This is a genomic window from Phenylobacterium sp. (genome assembly GCF_025934275.1).
GTDB lineage: Bacteria > Pseudomonadota > Alphaproteobacteria > Caulobacterales > Caulobacteraceae > Phenylobacterium.
The window spans coordinates 1-16,233 of record NZ_JAICYI010000007.1 but is presented as its reverse complement, the minus strand read 5'-3'; the positions used below and the strand labels follow the sequence as shown (position 1 = coordinate 16,233).

Here is a 16,233-nt window from a genome sequence, read left to right as displayed (position 1 = left end):
GCGGCGGCGCTTGGCGGGTTGAGGCTTGCGGACGGGAGGTCAAGCCAGGGAGCCCGCGCGCGCGGGCCAGCGCCATGCCGATCCCGATCCTGATGCCTTACGACGAGGTGCTGGAGGATCGCAGCCTCCGCGAGAGGGTCGCCCGCAGCTCCGCGCGGGCCGCCCGGCGGATCCTCCTGGCCGCGCATCGGCTGGCCGAACGGCTCGACCTGGTCCCGCCGGCGTTCGGCGCCGGGCGTGAGCTCGACATGGACGACGCCGGCCAGGTGGCGCGCGAGTGGCTGCGGCAGCTCCGCAGGCGGATGGCCGACTATCCGGAGGAGGCGTTTGCCTGGAAGGCCGGCGCCTGGATCCTGGGCGCGCTGCTGGTGGGGATGGTCGCGATGGTCGGCGCGATCCGCTGAGCGGGCGGCCGCGCTCGGGCGCCGCGGGGCCGGATTCCCTAGGTAGAAGCCCGTAAGGAGATGACCGGAATGGCCGCGCCATCCCCGCGGGGCTAGAACCGATCCTGTCGCCGGCCTGCTCCCCTCTCTCCTCTCAACCTCGAGCCGCCGACCGGAAGACAGACTGGAATTGCGGCTGACAGGCCGCGGCCTTTCCCCGAGGGCTGCGGCCGCCGAGGCAGCGGAGGGTTCGACCTTCGCGGCCGCCAGGCAGCAGGGGCGGCGCCTCGGCGCCACCCGCCTGCGGCCGCCAAGCCGCAAGTCCCACTGGCCGCGGACCTCCCTCGCGGCGCGGAACGCCTGCCCACCCCGGCAGGCGTTGTCGCGTCAGGGGGCCGGCTTCACGTCCTCGGCGGCCGGCTTGGCGCGGTTGCCGCGCTTGGCCTCGGCGAGGCGGGCGCGCTCGTCGGCGATGAACTGCGCCAGGCGGCGGCGCTTCTCCGGGTCGGTTTCCTGCTCGAGATCGCGTTCGAAGTGCCGGATGTTCTGCAGCCGCGCCCATTCTTCCATGGCGTGCGTCCCGTCCTGGCCCCCCGATGCCTAAACCTAGGATAGTCCCCGGTCGGCGCCCTGACAACGCCGCATGGCGGGCGAACGCGGCTCAGCCGATCGCGCGGCGTGCGCTCGCCTCGACGGCCTCGCGCGGGATCAGGCGGATGGTCGAGCTGGCCTTGGCCAGCACCTTGCCCTCGGCGTCGACGAGGCGGCCCTCGGCGAAGCAGGTCGCCCGGCCTCGCCGCTCGATCCAGCCCTCGGCGACGACCGGGCCGGGCCGGGCCGGGGCGAAGTAGCTCACCTTCAGCTCCAGCGACATCGGCGTCATGTCAGGCATCAGCGAGATCGACGCATGCGCCATGGCCGCGTCGATCCAGCCGCAGACAAAGCCGCCTTGCGCCACCCCGCCGGAATGGCACATCTGCGGTCCCACCTGGTACTCGATCACCGAGCGGCCGGGCTCGGAACTGATCACCCGCACCTGGCCGAGGGTCGCCTGCAGGGTCGGGGCGACGGCATCGGTCATCCGCGCGTCAGGCGGGGATGCGGTGCAGGGCGCAGATCTTGTTGCCGTCCGGGTCGCGCAGGTAGGCGAGGTAGAGCTTGCCGGTCGGACCCTCGCGCACGCCGGGCGGGTCCTCGATCGAGGTCCCGCCGTTGGCGACGCCGGCGGCGTGCCAGGCGTCGGCCTGGGCGGGCGAGGCGGCGGCGAAGCCGACGGTGCCGCCGTTGGCGTGGGTCGCGGGCTGGCCGTCGATCGGCAGGGTGACGGCGAAGACGCCGGTCGAGGTCATGTAGAACACCCGGTGACGGTCGACCCGGCCGGGCGGCACGCCCAGCGTGCCCAGGACCTGGTCGTAGAACGACTTGGCGCGGTCCAGGTCGTTGGTCCCGACCATGATGTGCGAAAACATAGGAATCGGCCTCCGCCCGAATACGCCGGCGAGCTTTGCCCAAAGCCGCGCGGCTCCGCAATGGGCGGGGGGCCGCCGCGGAGGCCAAGCGTGACCTGCAAGCCACGGCGGGCGGTCCGCGTGCGACGGCGGCGAAGCGCCGCGTCTGGGGTCCGCGGGGCTAGCTCTACCGCAAGCTGCGCTCGCCCAGCGCCGCTCTTCGGCCGGGCCGAGGCGCGTCGGCGACAGGCGCCGCGCATGGGCGCAGCGCAGGGCGCGAGCGGGCCGCGCAAGCGGCGCCGCGGGCGTCGCCCGCAGGTTTCCGCGCCGACGCGCGGCGCGCCGATTGGGACAGGAGCGTGGCGCCGGAGCGGCGAAACGTCGGGCAGGCGCAGTTCTCGCTCGGCCGCGGCATACAACCTGCGCGCGTTCTATTGCAGAACATTGATAACATACGGATGTGTTGACGGCGTTGGCGAGGCGCCGCAGCCTCGTTGCCGAAGCGCGACACAACAAGCGCTCAACCGCACTTGGGGAGGCTAATTCCAATGCAGTGGAAGCGTCACTTGCTGGCGTCCGGCGCAGTCGTGGCTGCTGCGCTGGCGACGACGGCGCATGCCCAGACCCGCACCGGCGCGACCGCCGCAGCGTCGAACACCATCGAAGAGCTGGTGGTCACCGCCGAGAAGCGCGAGCAGAGCCTGCAGGACGTCCCTGTCGCCGTCTCCGCCTTCACCTCGGAGAAGCGCGACCTGATCGGCGTCAACACCATCACCGACCTGACCAACTTCACGCCGGGCCTGGAGTACAACGTCCAGAACGACCGCAACACGCTGCGGGGCGTCGGACGGAACACCAACGTTCACGCGGCCGAAGGCTCCGTCGCCATCTATTCCGACGGCATCTACACCTCCTCGACGACGGAAGCCGGCAAGACGCCGCTGTTCGTCGACCGCATCGAGGTGCTGCGCGGCCCGCAGGGCACGCTCTACGGCCGCAACGCCATCGGCGGGGCGATCAACGTGATCTCCAAGCGACCCACCGACGACTGGTACGCCGAGGTCCGCGGCCAGTACCAGAGCTTCAACTATCACGTCCTGGAAGGGGCCGCCTCGGGCCCGACCGCGATCCCGGGCGTCGACTTCCGCGTCGGCTTCAACTGGACCAAGCAGGAAGACGGCTGGTTCGAGAACTCCATTCCCGGCCAGCCCGACGAAGGCAACATCATCGACACCAAGTATGTCGAGGGCCAGCTGAAGTTCAAATTCAACGACCGCTTCGACGGCTGGATGAAGCTGGCCTGGCAGGACTGGCACAACCAGGGCGGCGGACCCGGTTCGCGCAGCACCTGGTATCCGTCGTTCTTCCCGGTCTATGAGGCGAGCAGCGGCGGGATCGCGCCGAACTCCGGCTACGGCTGCCTGCCCACCTCGCAGACGCTGGTCAGCAACATCTCCGCGCCTGGCGGCCTCACCGTCGCGCAGGCCTGCCATAACGCGGGCCTGGACGATGCGCGCAAGTTCACCTCGGACGTGCCGTATCAGGTGAAGCTCACCGGCACGATGGTGTTCGCGAGCGAGTGGAACTACCACTTCGACACCTTCGACATCAAATACATCGCCGGCGGCACGCACTATAACTACGGTTTGACGGGCCCCACGCCCGTGCAGCAGGCGCCGCTGCTGTCGTTCCAATATCCGCTGTTCACACGTGCCGGCGTGTCCCCGGGCGCGACCGTGTTCCCGCGCTATGCCTTCACCTATCACGAGGCGCTGAACTGGATCAGCCACGAGATCAACATCGCCTCGACGGACAAGGGGCCGCTGCAGTGGCTGGCGGGCGCCTATTATTACGACGAGCACTACGTCCAGCCGGTTTCCACGCAGCTGATGGACATGGGCGCGCCGATCACCAGCGGGCCCTTCCTGGCCAACACCTGCGCGTTCACCGGCCAATGCCCGCTCCCGGCGGGCAACAACCGGATCTATGACGACCGGCCGGAGCTCACGACGCAGTCGAAGGCCGTGTTCGGCCAGATCGACTGGAACTTCGCCGAGCACTGGAAGACGACGGTCGGCATTCGGTACACCTGGGACAGGAAATTCGGCTCCGAGTCGCTTAGGCTGCTCTGCGCCGACGTGGCGGCGTGCTCCGGCGGCTTCGGACCGGAGGTGGTCGGCAACTTCCTCATCGACCTGACGCAGCTGCCCAGCGTGGTCAGCGGCCTCGTTCCGGGCGGCCCGGGCGCGCCGGGAGCGCCTGGCGCGCAGGGCGTCAGCTCCCTCAGCGTCGTCGATCCCGCCACCGGATTCGCCACGCGCCACTATGCGGCCAAGTGGTCGGCCACCACCGGGACTTTGGGCCTGCAGTGGGATCCGGAACCCGGCACCATGGCCTACTTCCGTTACAGCCGCGGTTACAAGGCCGGCGGCTTCCGCATCGGCATCGACACGGTGCTCGGCGCCCGGCCGATCACCAATCCCGAGCACGCCGACGCCTTCGAAATCGGCCTGAAGAAGGACTTCGGCCGGACCTTCCAAGCGAACATCGCGGCCTTCTACTACAAGTACAACAACGACCAGATCCCGCTCACGGTCGCCCAGACCGCCGGCGGCCTCGGCCAGCCGCAGAGCATCTTCTTCAACATTCCACAGGCTGTGTCGCAGGGCATCGAGTTCGAGACGGTCTGGCAACCGATCGAGCACCTGCAGATCCTGGCGAACTACTCCTACCTGGACGCCCACGTGACCCGGGGCGACGGGGTGGTTGATCCGGCCGACCCGGCCGCGCTCGACTCGCACGCCAAGCCGGACATCAGCTTCGCGCAATGCCAGGCGGCGGTGGGCACGGCGAACGCCTGCTCCGCCGACATATTCACCGGGGCCGGGGCCTTCTTCATCAACCCGGACGGCAGCTTCGTTCCGGTCCAGAGCGTGATCGGGGCCGGCAACGGGGGCTTCCAGCGTCCACAGAGCATCGTGGGCAGCCACCTCCCGCAGGCTCCGAAGAACAAGGTCGCCATCGACGTGAACTACACGCTCGATTTCGGCCCCGGATCGCTGATCGGCTCCGTCAATTACGTGTGGCGCGACAAGCAGTTCGGCTCGATCTTCGACCGGTCCTATTACGAGGCGCCCTCCTACGACCAGTGGGACGCGCGCCTGACCTGGAAGGACCGCGACAACCGCTACACCATCATCGCCTTCGTGAAGAACATCTTCAACGACGTGGGCTTCGAAGGCGGCGCGGGGGCGGGGCGCCAGGCGGGCGTCGTTCCGGCCTATGTGGTCGGCCAGAACGGCCTGACCGCGACGCCGGTCCTGTCACGCGGCAGCCCCTTCAACACCGGGGCCGACCAGGGGATCGCGACCAGCTACCTGATCACGCCGCCCCGCACCTACGGCATCGAGCTTCAGTACCGCTTCTAGAGACTAAGCCTACCCCATCGGCAGGGCGCTCCGCTTCGCGGCGGGGCGCCCTTTCGTTTGCTCGCGTATCGCTCATCCCGGCCCCCGGGTCCGGCCGCACGGCCGGCGCGAGGATAAACTCCGGCCGCGACCCAGATGGGTCGACCGAGACTGGGTTCTGGATGCGCGGAGGCGCTCCGGTTAGCCTGAGCGTTCGAGATCTGGATCCCGGCCTTCGCCGGGACGAGCGGAAGCCTTGAAGCCCCATGCGGCTGCTGATCGCCGAGGACGACCCGATGCTGGCGCAGGGCCTGCGGCGCGCCCTGCAGCGGGCGGGCTACACCGTCGATGTGGTGGGCGCCGGCGAGGATGCGATCGCCGCGGCGCGGGCCAACCCCTACGCCCTGATCCTGCTGGACCTCGGGCTTCCCACCGTCTCCGGACTGCAGGCGCTGAAGACCATCCGCGGCCGCCGCGACGCGACGCCGGTGATCATCGTCACCGCCCGCGACCGGCCGGAGCAGAAGGTGGAGGGTCTCGACGCCGGCGCCGACGACTATGTGGTCAAGCCGTTCGATCTCGACGAGCTTCTGGCCCGCATCCGCGCCCAGATCCGCCGCCGCGAGCAGCGCACGTCGGATGCGCTCGCCGCCCACGGCGTCAGCGTCGACCTCGCCGCCCGCACCGTTGCCAACGCCGGCGGGCCGGTCGCCGTCACCGCCAAGGAGTTCAAGGTGCTCGCCGCTCTGATGCGGCGGATGGGCCAGTTCGTCTCCAAGGAGGAGCTGGAAGGCGCGCTCTACGACGACACCGCCGATGTCGAGAGCAACACCATCGAGGTCGCGGTCTATGGCCTCAGGCGCAAGCTCGGCCCCGGGCTGATCGTCACCGCCCGCGGCCTCGGCTACACGATCCCGAAGGAAGCATGACCCGCCGGCCGCTGGCACGCTCGACCTCGCTGCTGGCGGCGCTGTTCGGCCGCATCGGGCTGCTGTTCCTGCTGATCGTGCTGGCGGTGGGCTCGATCGCCTTCTTCACCGCCCAGAAGCGGATCAACGAGATCTATGACGGCCAGCTGATCATCGGGGCCAACGTCCTGCGCGCCCTGGTGGACGAGGAGGTCTCCGAAGCTGCCGAGGCCAAGAACCTTTCGGAGCTCAGCGTCGAGGACAGCGCCATCCTCAGCCCCGACGAACGCCAGGCGTTCGACGCCTACGCCGACTGGCGGATGTTCCGCATCTGGCGCGACGGCCGGCTGGTCATGCGCTCCGACACCGGACCGCCGCTCGTCGCCCCGCCAGTGCAGAGCGGGTTCTCCGAGATCGCCGGTCCGAAGCACCGTTGGCGCGTCTATTCGCTGCGCGTCGCCAGGCAGAACGTCGTGGTGCAGGTGGGCGAGCGCAGCGGCATCCGCCTGGTGCTCGTGCAGGGCATCGCGCTCGGCCTGGCGCTGCCGCTGCTGCTGCTCATCCCGACCGCGGGCGTGCTGATCTGGCTCTCCCTGAGCGACGGGCTGCAGGCGCTGCGCACGCTGATCGCGGAGATCGGGCGGCGGACGCTGCGCGACCTCTCGCCCCTGCCGCTCGAGCCCTGGCCGCGCGACCTGCACCCGCTGGTCCGCTCTATCAACCGGCTGTTCGAGCGCATTGATCGCTCGCTGCAGCACGAGCGCCGGTTCCTCGACGACGCCGCCCACCAGCTGCGCACCCCGCTGGCGGCGGTGAAGCTGCAGACCCAGTTGATCGCCGGCGAGGCCGATCCCGCCGAGCGCCAGGCGATGACCGCCCAGCTGGTGGAAAGCGTCGACCGCGCCTCGGCGCTCACCGACCGGCTGCTGACGCTTGCCCGCCTGGAGGCGAGCCGCGCGCCCTCCGGCAAGGCCGGCGACCTGCGCGAGGAGACGGTGGCGGCGCTGGCCGACCTCGCGCCGGTGGCGGCGCGCCGAAAGGTGGAGCTCTCGTTCGAGGGCCGCGGCGCCTTCACCAGCGGCGACCCGGACCTGCTGCGGCTGATCGCCACCAACCTCGTGGAGAACGCGATCAACCATGCCCCCGAACGCTCGGAGGTGGCGGTGCGGCTGTCGAGCGCCGCCGGGCGCCACCGGCTGGTGGTCACCGACGCGGGGCCCGGAATCCCGCCAGGAGAGCGCGACAAGGTGCTGGAGCGGTTCCACCGCGGCCCGGCCGCCTCGCCGAGCGGGGCGGGGCTGGGGCTGTCGATCGTCGGCGAGGCGGTGCGCCTCCTGAACGGCCGCCTGCAGCTGGGCGAGCGCGAGGACGGCGCGCCCGGCCTGCGCGTCGAGGTCGAGGTGCCCGAGGCGCTGAGGGGGGACCAGAGATGACATCCAAACAGACCCTTCCTCCTCCATCGAGGAGGAGGGGGGTTGTTACTCCGGCGAGGTGTTTGAGCGAGCGCGAGCTGCGGCGGTCTGTCCCCGTGAGGGAAACGCCGCGTCAGGTTCGCGTCAGGTTTGAAATATAGGGCTGATGTCCGGGGGAAGGACGTCGCCGCGTATGCAAGTGTTCTGCGATTTCGACGGGACCGTCTCGGTCGTCGACACGACCGACCGCGTCCTGAGCCGGCTCGCGGCGCCCGAGTGGGAGGCGCTGGAGGCCGACTGGCTCGCCGGGCGCATCGACGCGGCGGCCTGCATGCGCGGCCAGATCGCGCTGATCCGGGGCTCCGACGCCGAGCTCGAGGCGGTGCTGGACGCCGTCGAGATCGATCCGGGCTTCCCCGCCTTCGCCGCCTGGTGCGCCGACCACGCCGTTCCGCTGACCATCGTCTCCGACGGCGTGGACCGCTTCATCCGCCGCATCCTGGACCGGCACGGCTTGGCCGGCCTGCCGATCGTCTCCAATGAGCTCGCGGGCGATCCGGACGCCCGGCGGCTCGCCCAGCCGCACCGGCGCGCGGGCTGCGCGGCCGGGGCCGGGGTCTGCAAGTGCGAGGCGGCGGCCGGCCGCATGGGGCCCGCCCAGACGCTGGTCTATATCGGCGACGGGCGGAGCGACTTCTGCGTCAGCCACCGCGCCGACATCCTGTTCGCCAAGGGGGCGCTCGCCGACTACGCCGCCGGACGCGGCGAGACCCACCACCCGTTCGAGACCTTCCACGACATCACCGCGACCTTGAGCGGCCTCGTCGAGGCCCGTCGCGCGACCGCGCTCTAAGGAGTTCCGACAGCATGTACGACGCGCCGCTCGCCCCCGCCGCGGACGAAGCCGAACTGCGACGCCTGGAGGAGACCTACTGCTCCTTCGGCGACACGGTGCACTACCTGCCCGAACCCAAGTTCTTCGCCGGCTGCGACGGCTCCTATCTGTACGACGCCGAGGGCCGCGAGTTCCTCGACCTGCAGATGTGGTACTCGGCGGTCAACTTCGGCTACCGCAATCCGCGGCTGAATGCGGTCGCCAAGCGCCAGCTCGACACCCTGCCGCAGGTCGCCTCCCAGTACCTGCATCGCGAGAAGGTCGAGCTCGCCGCGATCATCGCCCAGGACGCCGAGCGGAAGTTCGGGGCCAAGGGCCGCGTGCACTTCAACGTCGGCGGCGCCCAGGCGGTCGAGGACTCGCTCAAGCTGGTGCGCAACGCCTGCGGCGGGAAGAGCCTGATGTTCGCCTTCGAGGGCGGCTACCACGGCCGCACCCTGGGCGCCTCGGCGATCACCTCGTCCTACCGCTACCGGCGCCGCTACGGCCACTTCGGCGAGCGGGCCCAGTTCATCGAGTTCCCGTACCACTTCCGCGGGCCCAAGGGCATGAGCAAGGAGGAGTACGGCGCGCACTGCGTGGCCAAGTTCGCCCGGCTGTTCGAGACCGAGTACAACGGCGTCTTGGACACCAAGACCGGCCAGGCGGAGTTCGCGGCCTTCTACGTCGAGCCGATCCAGGGCACGGGCGGCTACGTCGTGCCGCCGAAGAACTTCTTCGTCGAGCTGAAGAAGGTGCTGGACCGCTACGGCATCCTGCTGGTCGTCGACGAGATCCAGATGGGCTTCTTCCGGACCGGCAAGCTCTGGTCCATCGAGCACTTCGGTGTCGAGCCGGACGTGCTGGTGTTCGGCAAGGCGCTCACCAACGGGCTCAACCCGCTGTCGGGCCTCTGGGCGCGCGAGGCGCTGATCAATCCCGAGGTGTTCCCGCCGGGCTCGACGCACTCGACCTTCAACTCCAATCCGATGGGCACCGCCGTGGGGCTGGAGGTGATGAAGATGCTGGCCGAGGGCGACTACGCGACCTCGGTGGCGGAGAAGGGCGCCTATTTCCTGGACGGGCTGAAGGAGCTGCAGAGCCGGTGGCCGCAGATCGGCGACGTCGACGGGCTGGGGCTCGCCCTGCGCGCCGAGATCTGCGAGGCGGACGGCTGGACGCCGGCCAAGGCGCTGCTCGACCGGATGGCCGAGGAGGGGATGAAGGGCGACCTCGACGCCGGCGGCGGCAAGACCTGCGGCCTGGTGCTCGACGTCGGCGGCTACCACAAGAACGTCATCACGCTCGCGCCCTCGCTGCACATCACCAAGGAAGAGATCGACCTGGGCCTGCGCCTGCTCGACCACCTTCTGAGGCGCTGCGCAGCCTGATCGCCAGCATGCGCGCCGCCCTCCTGCAACTCGACGATGCGCTGGAGAACCAGCCGGAGCTGACCGCCCAGGTGCTGGCGGCGGGCGGGCGCGTTCTGGCGGCCCGCGAGCTGGGGCCGCCGCTGAGGCTTTGGGGCCGCGAGGCGACGCTGGAGGCGCTGCGCGACCGGCTCGCCTCGGAGCTTGCGCCGCGCGGCGAGGCGGAGGTGGTGTTCGCCGGCTCCGGCGACTTCCACCATGTGACGCCGCTGCTGCTGGCGCGGGCCGCGGCCGTGGCCGACGAGCCGGTGACGGTTCTGCACTTCGACAACCACCCGGACTGGGTGCGCTTCGCCCAGGGCCGCCACTGCGGCTCGTGGGTCGGCCGCGCCGCGCGGCTGCCGGGCGTGGCTCGCGTGGTCACAATCGGCGTCACAAGCCCCGACATCGGCCGCGCCCGCTCGCGCGAGGGCGACCTGGCGCTGATCGCCGAGGACCGCCTCGACCTGTTCGCCTGGACCGCGCCGGACGGGGCTGCGGAGGTGGCGCTGGAAGGCCGCGCCTGGCCGACGATCGCCGCGCTTGGCGAGCGGGCGTTCTTCACCCGGCTGGAGGCGGCGATCCCGACCCGGGCGATCTACGTGACGATCGACAAGGACGTGCTGCGGCCGGCCGAGGCGGTCACCAACTGGGACCAGGGCCAGGCCAGCCTCGAGTTCGTGATGACCGCCATCGCCTGCGCGGCGGCCGGGCGCAGGCTGATCGGGGCCGACGTGGTCGGCGACTGGTCGAAGGCGGTCTATGGTGGCGGGCCGGCGGCGTATCTGCTGAAACAGGGCGAGGCGCTCATCGACCAGCCCTGGCGCCGGCCCGCGGCGGCCGGCGCGCGGGCGATCAACGAGGCGGTGAATCTCAGGCTGCTGGCGTTCTTCACGGAGCTGCCCTCGTGACGGCGGCGAGGCTGGTCCCCACGGCGCTCGCGCTGCTGGCGTTCTGCATCGCGGCCGAGACCGTGCAGCAGCTCGCCTTCAAGGCGGGGACGGCCCGCGCGGAGGCCGCGCCCGGGTTCGTCCGCGGGGTGGCGCTGCAGCCGCTGATCTGGCTGGGCCTCGTGCTGTGGGCGGTCGAGAGCATCGCCTGGGTTCACGTCCTGCAGCGGGCGCCGCTCAGCATGGCCTATCCGGTGATGACCGCGACCTACGCGACCGTGCCGCTCGCGGGGCTCGTCCTGCTCAAGGAGAAGATGACGCCGCGGCAAAAGCTGGGCGCGCTGCTGATCTTCGGCGGCGTCATCTGCGTCGGCGTCTCGGGAGCCTAGGCGCATGACGCACTTCAAGCTCCCGACCCGCGACCTGAGCTTCCGGCTGACGGGCGGACTCGGCAAGGCCGTGCTGCTGGTGCACGGGATGACCGGCGCGCCCGGCGAGATGAAGTTCCTGGCCAAGCGGCTGCACCGGCGGGGGCTGTCGGTGGCCGCCCCGCTGCTCGCCGGCCACGGGGTGGACGAACCCACCCTGCTGCAGACCACCTGGCAGGACTGGCTGGGCTCGGTGCGCGCGGCCTACCGCGGGTTGAGGGCCGACCACGACGAGGTGTTCATCGCCGGCATCTGCGTGGGCGGCGCGCTCGGCCTGGCGCTGGCGGCCGAGGACCCGTCGGTCGCCGGCGTGGCGGTCTATTCGATGACCTACAAGTACGACGGCTGGAACATGAAGCGCTGGTATTCCGGCGTCCGGCCGCTCGTGGAGCCGTTCGCGGGCTTGCCGCTGGTGCGCCGGCTGAGCTTCGTCGAGCCCTATCCGTTCGGCCTGAAGGACGAGCGGCTGCGCGACGGCATGGCCGCGGCGCAGGGCGCGGTGATCCCGGGCGCGCTGGACCGCGTGCCGCTGGGCGCCATGGCCGAGATGCACTGGCTCGCCGACCACCTCGACGCGGTGGGGCCTCTGATCCACCAGCCGACGCTGATCCTGCACGCGCGCGACGACGACATGAGCCATCCGCGCAACGCCTACCGGCTGCGGAAGGTGCTGGGCGGCCCGGTCCGGCTGCACCTGCTGGACGACTGCTACCACATGATCCACGTCGATCGGCAACGGGACCTGGTGGGCGAGCTCACCGCCGACTTCTGCGGCGCGCCGCCGGCGCCGCGGCGCGATCCCCGGCCGCTGCGCGAGGCCGCCGATGCCTGAACCCGGTCTTGAGGCGCGCGTCGTCCGCTCGATCCACGAGATCGGCCGCGAGGCCTGGGGGGCCTGCCACGCCGGCGCGCTGGAGGGCTTCGACTACCTGGCGGCGGTGGAGGCGGCGGGACTGGCGGGGTTCGACTGGCGCTACGTCCTCGCCGAGCAGGGCGGGCGCGTGGTCGCGACCGTCCCGGGGTTCTTCACCGACTACTCTTTGGACACCACGCTGTCGGGCCTCGGGCGCGGGCTGGTGGCGGCCACGCGCAAGGTCGCCTCGCGGGCGTTCACCGTGCGGATGGCCTGCCTCGGCTCGCCGTGCACGGAGGACGTGGGCCTGGGCTTTGCGCCGGAGCTGGCCGCCGAGGGCCGAGCGCAGGTCCTGCTCGCCCTGCTGCAGGCCTTCGAGGCCGCGGCGGCGCAGGAGGGCGGCTGGCTGCTGGCGATCAAGGACGCGCCGGCCGCCGAGCGCGGCCTCTGGCGGGCTGCGACCGGCGCGATCGGCTATCAGCCGGCGCCGGGGATGCCCACCGCCGAGCTGGCGATCGCTTTCCCCGACCTCGACGGCTATCTCGCCGGCCTCAGCCCGGCCACGCGCAAGGACATGCGTCGCAAGCTGAAGGTGCTGCCGCGGCTGCGCATCGAGGTGGCGCACGACCTCGCGGGCCTCGAGCCGCGGATCCTCGAGCTCTACCGCCAGACCCGCGCGCGTTCCGACCTGCAGTTCGAGGACCTGACCGCCGGCTATTTCAGCGGCGTCCTGCGGCAGATGGGCGAGCGGGCGCTCTGCGTCCTCTACTGGGCGGGCGAGGCGCTGATCGGCTTCAACCTGCTGCTGACCGACGGGACGACCCTGCTCGACAAATTCTTCTGCATGGAGAGCGCCCGTGGCCCGGCGTTCAACCTCTACTTCGTGAGCTGGTTCACCAATGTGCGGCTCTGCCTGGAGCGCGGCCTCGTCCGCTACCAGAGCGGCCAGGCGGGCTATGAGAGCAAGCTCAGGCTGGGCTCGCGGCTGGTCGGGGCGGACATGTACTTCCGCCATCGCCGGCCGCTGGTGAACCGCGCGCTGGCCTGGGCCGCGCCGCTGCTGGCCGAGGATCCCGTTCCGGTCCGGGGGGCGGCATGACCGTCGCGGCGGCCCACCGGAGCCTGCCGTTGCCGCGCGCCGTGCGGCCGCTCCTGTGGCTGGTCATGCCGCTGATGGGGGCGGTCAACCAGTACCTGGCCGAGCGCACGGCGCAGGCGCTGATGGGCCGGGCGTTCGGCCTCTCCTGGCTCGCTGCGGCGATCCGCTCGCCCTGGGTCGAGGCCTGGATCGGCTGCGAGATCGTCACCTTCTCGGCCTGGATGATCGTGCTCTCGAACCTAACCCTGAGCGCCGCCTTCCCGATGACCGCGCTGGGCTACATCCTGGTGATCGCGCTCGGCTGGACGGCGTTCGGCGAACCGGTCACGCTGGCCGAGGCGCTCGGCGGCGCCGCCATACTGGCCGGCGTCTGGCTCCTGGGCGAGGGCGAGCCGGAGGCCGACGCATGAGGCGATCGGCCGCTCATCCGCGCCTTCAATCCGCCGCGCCCGTGGCGCGCGGTGCGCCCGCGCGCTATGCGCTTTTTTCCCGATCGCCGGGCGAGCCCGGCGTCGCGTCCGCAGGACCCCTTAGATGAAAGCCACCGAATCCGACCTCCTCGACCTGATCTCCAAGGAGGCCATCATCGACCGCGAGAAGCTGACGCGCGACGCGACGCTGGAAGACCTCGGCATCTCCTCGCTGGACGTGATCTCCATGCTGTTCGAGCTCGAGGAGACCTACGGCGTGGTCATCGAGGAAGGCGACATGCCGCAGATGAGCACGCTCGGCGAGATGCTCGACTTCCTGTTGTCGCGGATCAACGCCGAGGCGGCCGCCTGATGGGCCGACGCATCGCCATCACCGGCCTGGGCGCGGTCTCCGCGCTGGGGACCACGGCCGCGGCCAACTGGGACGCCGCGCGCGAGGGCCGCTCGGCGATCGGCCCTCACCTGTTCGACGGCGGCCAGCATGGGCCGGAGCCGGTGAGCCTGCCCGCGGCGCTGACGCCGGATGGTTTCCAGGCCGCCTTCGAGGCCAAGCACGGCCGCAAAGTCTCGGGTCTCCTGGACCGCTTCGCGCTGATCGCGCTCTGCGCGGCGGCCGAGGCGCTGGAGGCGGCGGACCTGTTGGACAGCCCCGTGCTCGACCAGCGGACCGCCGTCGTGCTGGGCCACGGCCAGGGCGGCCAGGAGACGCTGGAGAAGAGCTACGAGCGGTTCTTCGGCCTGAAGAGCCCGCGGGTGCATCCGGCCACGGTGCCGAAGATCATGGTTTCCGGCGGGGTCAGCGCGGTCGCCATGCAGTTCGGCGTCCACGGGCCGGTGTTCGCCACCTCCTCGGCCTGCGCCTCCTCGGCGCACGCCATCGTGCAGGGTGCGGGGCTGATCGCCTCGGGCCAGGCGGACGTGGCCGTGGTCGGCGGCTCCGAGGCGATCGCGACGCCGGGCTGCATGTCCGGCTGGCAGGCGATCCAGGCGCTCGCGGGCGAGACCTGCCGGCCGTTCTCCAGGGACCGCGACGGCATGGTGATGGGCGACGGCGGGGCGGCGCTGATCCTGGAGGACATGCGCCACGCCGAGGCGCGGGGCGCGCCGATCCTCGGCGAGTACCTGGGGGCCGGCATGACCTCCGACGCCTTCCATCTCACCCAACCGTCCCTGGCAGGCACTTCGGGCGCGATGCGCCAGGCGGTGGCGGCGGCGGGACTGGCCGAGGCCGAGGAGGTGCTGATCTCGGCGCACGGCACCGGCACGCCGCTCAACGACAAGAACGAGGCGGCCTCGATCAGGGCGGTGTTCGGCGAGCGGGCGACGCGCCATCCGGTGATCGCCACCAAGAGCGCCCACGGCCACCTGATCGGCGGCTCGGCCGCCCTGCAGGCGGTGATCGCGCTGCAGGCGCTGAAGGCCGGGCTCGCGCCGCCGGTGCTGAACTACAACACCCCCGATCCCGAGTGCGACGGCGTGGACGTGGTGGTCGGGCAGGTCAGGCCGATCGGCGCCCGGCATGCGCTGGTCAACGCCTTCGCGTTCGGGGGTCTGAACGTCTCCATGGCGTTCGCGGCCTAGGATCGGAACACCATGGCGGCCGGCGGATCACGGGCGAGGCGCAAGGCGGGCGGGCGGATCTTCCGCTATTCGGCCTGGGACGCGATTCCCGCGGCGCTGGTCTATCTGCACCTTGGCCTGCTTGTCGCCTTCTTCCTCGCCTGGCCGCAGCTCTCCTGGGCGGCGCGGCTCCTGGGCGCCGGGCTCTACGCCTTCGCCATCGGCTGGAACCAGGATTCGGTCAGCCACAACTTCATCCACAACCCGTTCTTCACCTCGAAGCTCGCCAACCGGATCACCGAGTTTGCGCTGACGCTGGAGAACGGCGTGCCGCAGACGATGTACGCCTACGTCCACATGCGCCACCACGCCGGCAACTCCGACCGGCCAGACGCCGGCGGCCGGACGATCGATCCGATCTCGATCTACCGCAACGGCGCGGGCGGCCGGGCCGAGCCGATGCTGTCCTATGTCCTGATGGGCTTCTGGCGCGACGACGATCCGTTCACCGTGGCGCGCGAGATCGGCAGGAAGCGGCCGGCCGAGGCGAAGCGGGCGCTGCACGAGTTCTGGGCCATGGTCGGCGTCTATGCGGTGCTGCTCGTCCTGCGCTGGGAGTTCGTGCTGGTGCTGGCGCCGTTCTACTATCTCGGCCAGTCGCTCTCCTTCCTGATCGCCTATTACGAGCACCTCGGCGCGGAGCCCTCGAACCCGCTGGCGACCGGGGTCTCGACCTACGAGCCGGTCTACAACCTCCTGTTCCTCAACAACGGCTATCACGCCGAGCACCACTACCGACCCAAGCAGCACTGGACCGAGATGGCCAGGCTGCGCGCCGAAATCGCCGGCCAGCAGGCCGCGGCCGGCGTCCGGGTGATCGGGCCGGCGCATTTTCTCGGCTTCCTCGATCCGTCGAGCTGGCGCGTTCCGGTGGCGCGACGCCTGAATTCTGCTACGATTTGAGACTCGGGACGGAGCTTTGAGGATGCGGGGGCGGATCCTTGCGGCGAGCCTCCTGGGGCTGGTGCTCGTGGGCGCCTGCTCCAGGAAGGACTCGCTCTACATCGACACCAGCAAGGACGGGCCGGCGCCGGTCGAGCCCGCCGCACGGACGCCTGCCGAGCCGGCGGC

General features: G+C 70.8%; 17 protein-coding genes. 14 read left to right on the top strand and 3 right to left on the bottom strand.

Annotated features, from left to right (window positions below):
• Nucleotides 1-74: 74 nt before the first annotated feature.
• The gene (locus Q0W60_RS03190) at nt 75-404 is read left to right on the top strand and encodes a hypothetical protein (RefSeq protein WP_297692497.1); all 330 of its coding nucleotides are present in this window, start codon (nt 75-77) and stop codon (nt 402-404) included.
• Nucleotides 405-770: 366 nt separating this feature from the next.
• Here the strand turns inward: Q0W60_RS03190 and Q0W60_RS03185 are convergent, their stop codons facing one another.
• The 3 genes from Q0W60_RS03185 to Q0W60_RS03175 form a co-directional block, all read right to left on the bottom strand.
• Nucleotides 771-953 (bottom strand): hypothetical protein, encoded by a 183-nt coding sequence (locus Q0W60_RS03185; RefSeq protein WP_297692495.1) that lies wholly within the window; start codon nt 951-953, stop codon nt 771-773.
• 91 nt (nt 954-1,044) lie between these two features.
• Nucleotides 1,045-1,464: a PaaI family thioesterase gene (locus tag Q0W60_RS03180; RefSeq protein ID WP_297692493.1), complete on the bottom strand. Its 420-nt coding sequence runs from the start codon at nt 1,462-1,464 to the stop codon at nt 1,045-1,047.
• A gap of 7 nt (nt 1,465-1,471) precedes the next feature.
• On the bottom strand, nt 1,472-1,852 hold the full coding sequence (locus Q0W60_RS03175) for a VOC family protein (protein WP_297692491.1): 381 nt from the start codon (nt 1,850-1,852) through the stop codon (nt 1,472-1,474).
• 527 nt (nt 1,853-2,379) lie between these two features.
• Here Q0W60_RS03175 and Q0W60_RS03170 point away from each other — a divergent pair.
• The 13 genes from Q0W60_RS03170 to Q0W60_RS03110 all read left to right on the top strand — a co-directional run bounded on the left by Q0W60_RS03170 (nt 2,380) and on the right by Q0W60_RS03110 (nt 16,065).
• Nucleotides 2,380-5,259, top strand: a complete 2,880-nt coding sequence (locus Q0W60_RS03170; protein WP_297692489.1) for a TonB-dependent receptor — start codon at nt 2,380-2,382, stop codon at nt 5,257-5,259.
• 245 nt (nt 5,260-5,504) lie between these two features.
• Nucleotides 5,505-6,167, top strand: coding sequence for a response regulator transcription factor (locus Q0W60_RS03165; protein ID WP_297692487.1), 663 nt, complete (start codon nt 5,505-5,507; stop codon nt 6,165-6,167).
• Nucleotides 6,164-7,579: an ATP-binding protein gene (locus Q0W60_RS03160; RefSeq protein ID WP_297692485.1), complete on the top strand. Its 1,416-nt coding sequence runs from the start codon at nt 6,164-6,166 to the stop codon at nt 7,577-7,579. Before Q0W60_RS03165 ends, Q0W60_RS03160 begins: the two co-directional genes overlap by 4 nt.
• 172 nt (nt 7,580-7,751) lie before the next feature.
• The gene (locus tag Q0W60_RS03155) at nt 7,752-8,411 is read left to right on the top strand and encodes an MtnX-like HAD-IB family phosphatase (protein WP_297692483.1); all 660 of its coding nucleotides are present in this window, start codon (nt 7,752-7,754) and stop codon (nt 8,409-8,411) included.
• Nucleotides 8,412-8,425: 14 nt separating this feature from the next.
• Nucleotides 8,426-9,823: an aminotransferase class III-fold pyridoxal phosphate-dependent enzyme gene (locus Q0W60_RS03150; RefSeq protein ID WP_297692481.1), complete on the top strand. Its 1,398-nt coding sequence runs from the start codon at nt 8,426-8,428 to the stop codon at nt 9,821-9,823.
• Nucleotides 9,824-9,831: 8 nt separating this feature from the next.
• Nucleotides 9,832-10,752: an arginase family protein gene (locus Q0W60_RS03145; protein ID WP_297692479.1), complete on the top strand. Its 921-nt coding sequence runs from the start codon at nt 9,832-9,834 to the stop codon at nt 10,750-10,752.
• Nucleotides 10,749-11,120, top strand: coding sequence for a permease (locus Q0W60_RS03140; RefSeq protein WP_297692477.1), 372 nt, complete (start codon nt 10,749-10,751; stop codon nt 11,118-11,120). The genes Q0W60_RS03145 and Q0W60_RS03140 overlap by 4 nt, the downstream gene beginning before the upstream one ends.
• Nucleotides 11,121-11,124: 4 nt before the next feature.
• On the top strand, nt 11,125-11,991 hold the full coding sequence (locus Q0W60_RS03135; protein ID WP_297692475.1) for an alpha/beta fold hydrolase: 867 nt from the start codon (nt 11,125-11,127) through the stop codon (nt 11,989-11,991).
• Complete coding sequence (locus tag Q0W60_RS03130) at nt 11,984-13,111, top strand: GNAT family N-acetyltransferase (protein ID WP_297692474.1); 1,128 nt, start codon at nt 11,984-11,986, stop codon at nt 13,109-13,111. Before Q0W60_RS03135 ends, Q0W60_RS03130 begins: the two co-directional genes overlap by 8 nt.
• A complete protein-coding gene (locus tag Q0W60_RS03125; RefSeq protein ID WP_297692472.1) occupies nt 13,108-13,521 on the top strand; it encodes a hypothetical protein in 414 nt (137 codons plus the stop codon). The genes Q0W60_RS03130 and Q0W60_RS03125 overlap by 4 nt, the downstream gene beginning before the upstream one ends.
• A 124-nt stretch (nt 13,522-13,645) precedes the next feature.
• The gene (locus tag Q0W60_RS03120) at nt 13,646-13,894 is read left to right on the top strand and encodes a phosphopantetheine-binding protein (RefSeq protein WP_297692470.1); all 249 of its coding nucleotides are present in this window, start codon (nt 13,646-13,648) and stop codon (nt 13,892-13,894) included.
• Nucleotides 13,894-15,123, top strand: coding sequence for a beta-ketoacyl-[acyl-carrier-protein] synthase family protein (locus tag Q0W60_RS03115; RefSeq protein ID WP_297692468.1), 1,230 nt, complete (start codon nt 13,894-13,896; stop codon nt 15,121-15,123). Before Q0W60_RS03120 ends, Q0W60_RS03115 begins: the two co-directional genes overlap by 1 nt.
• 12 nt (nt 15,124-15,135) lie before the next feature.
• The gene (locus Q0W60_RS03110; protein ID WP_297692466.1) at nt 15,136-16,065 is read left to right on the top strand and encodes a fatty acid desaturase; all 930 of its coding nucleotides are present in this window, start codon (nt 15,136-15,138) and stop codon (nt 16,063-16,065) included.
• The last annotated feature ends 168 nt before the right edge of the window (nt 16,066-16,233 follow it).

Bases quoted from the DNA above. Each gene is read 5' to 3' on its own strand.
- Q0W60_RS03185 (WP_297692495.1), bottom strand. From the start codon at position 953: ATGGAAGAATGGGCGCGGCTGCAGAACATCCGGCACTTCGAACGCGAT.
- Q0W60_RS03160 (WP_297692485.1), top strand. From the start codon at position 6,164: ATGACCCGCCGGCCGCTGGCACGCTCGACCTCGCTGCTGGCGGCGCTG.
- Q0W60_RS03165 (WP_297692487.1), top strand. From the start codon at position 5,505: ATGCGGCTGCTGATCGCCGAGGACGACCCGATGCTGGCGCAGGGCCTG.
- Q0W60_RS03190 (WP_297692497.1), top strand. From the start codon at position 75: ATGCCGATCCCGATCCTGATGCCTTACGACGAGGTGCTGGAGGATCGC.
- Q0W60_RS03125 (WP_297692472.1), top strand. From the start codon at position 13,108: ATGACCGTCGCGGCGGCCCACCGGAGCCTGCCGTTGCCGCGCGCCGTG.
- Q0W60_RS03180 (WP_297692493.1), bottom strand. From the start codon at position 1,464: ATGACCGATGCCGTCGCCCCGACCCTGCAGGCGACCCTCGGCCAGGTG.
- Q0W60_RS03155 (WP_297692483.1), top strand. From the start codon at position 7,752: ATGCAAGTGTTCTGCGATTTCGACGGGACCGTCTCGGTCGTCGACACG.
- Q0W60_RS03115 (WP_297692468.1), top strand. From the start codon at position 13,894: ATGGGCCGACGCATCGCCATCACCGGCCTGGGCGCGGTCTCCGCGCTG.
- Q0W60_RS03135 (WP_297692475.1), top strand. From the start codon at position 11,125: ATGACGCACTTCAAGCTCCCGACCCGCGACCTGAGCTTCCGGCTGACG.
- Q0W60_RS03145 (WP_297692479.1), top strand. From the start codon at position 9,832: ATGCGCGCCGCCCTCCTGCAACTCGACGATGCGCTGGAGAACCAGCCG.
- Q0W60_RS03110 (WP_297692466.1), top strand. From the start codon at position 15,136: ATGGCGGCCGGCGGATCACGGGCGAGGCGCAAGGCGGGCGGGCGGATC.
- Q0W60_RS03120 (WP_297692470.1), top strand. From the start codon at position 13,646: ATGAAAGCCACCGAATCCGACCTCCTCGACCTGATCTCCAAGGAGGCC.
- Q0W60_RS03150 (WP_297692481.1), top strand. From the start codon at position 8,426: ATGTACGACGCGCCGCTCGCCCCCGCCGCGGACGAAGCCGAACTGCGA.
- Q0W60_RS03130 (WP_297692474.1), top strand. From the start codon at position 11,984: ATGCCTGAACCCGGTCTTGAGGCGCGCGTCGTCCGCTCGATCCACGAG.
- Q0W60_RS03175 (WP_297692491.1), bottom strand. From the start codon at position 1,852: ATGTTTTCGCACATCATGGTCGGGACCAACGACCTGGACCGCGCCAAG.
- Q0W60_RS03170 (WP_297692489.1), top strand. From the start codon at position 2,380: ATGCAGTGGAAGCGTCACTTGCTGGCGTCCGGCGCAGTCGTGGCTGCT.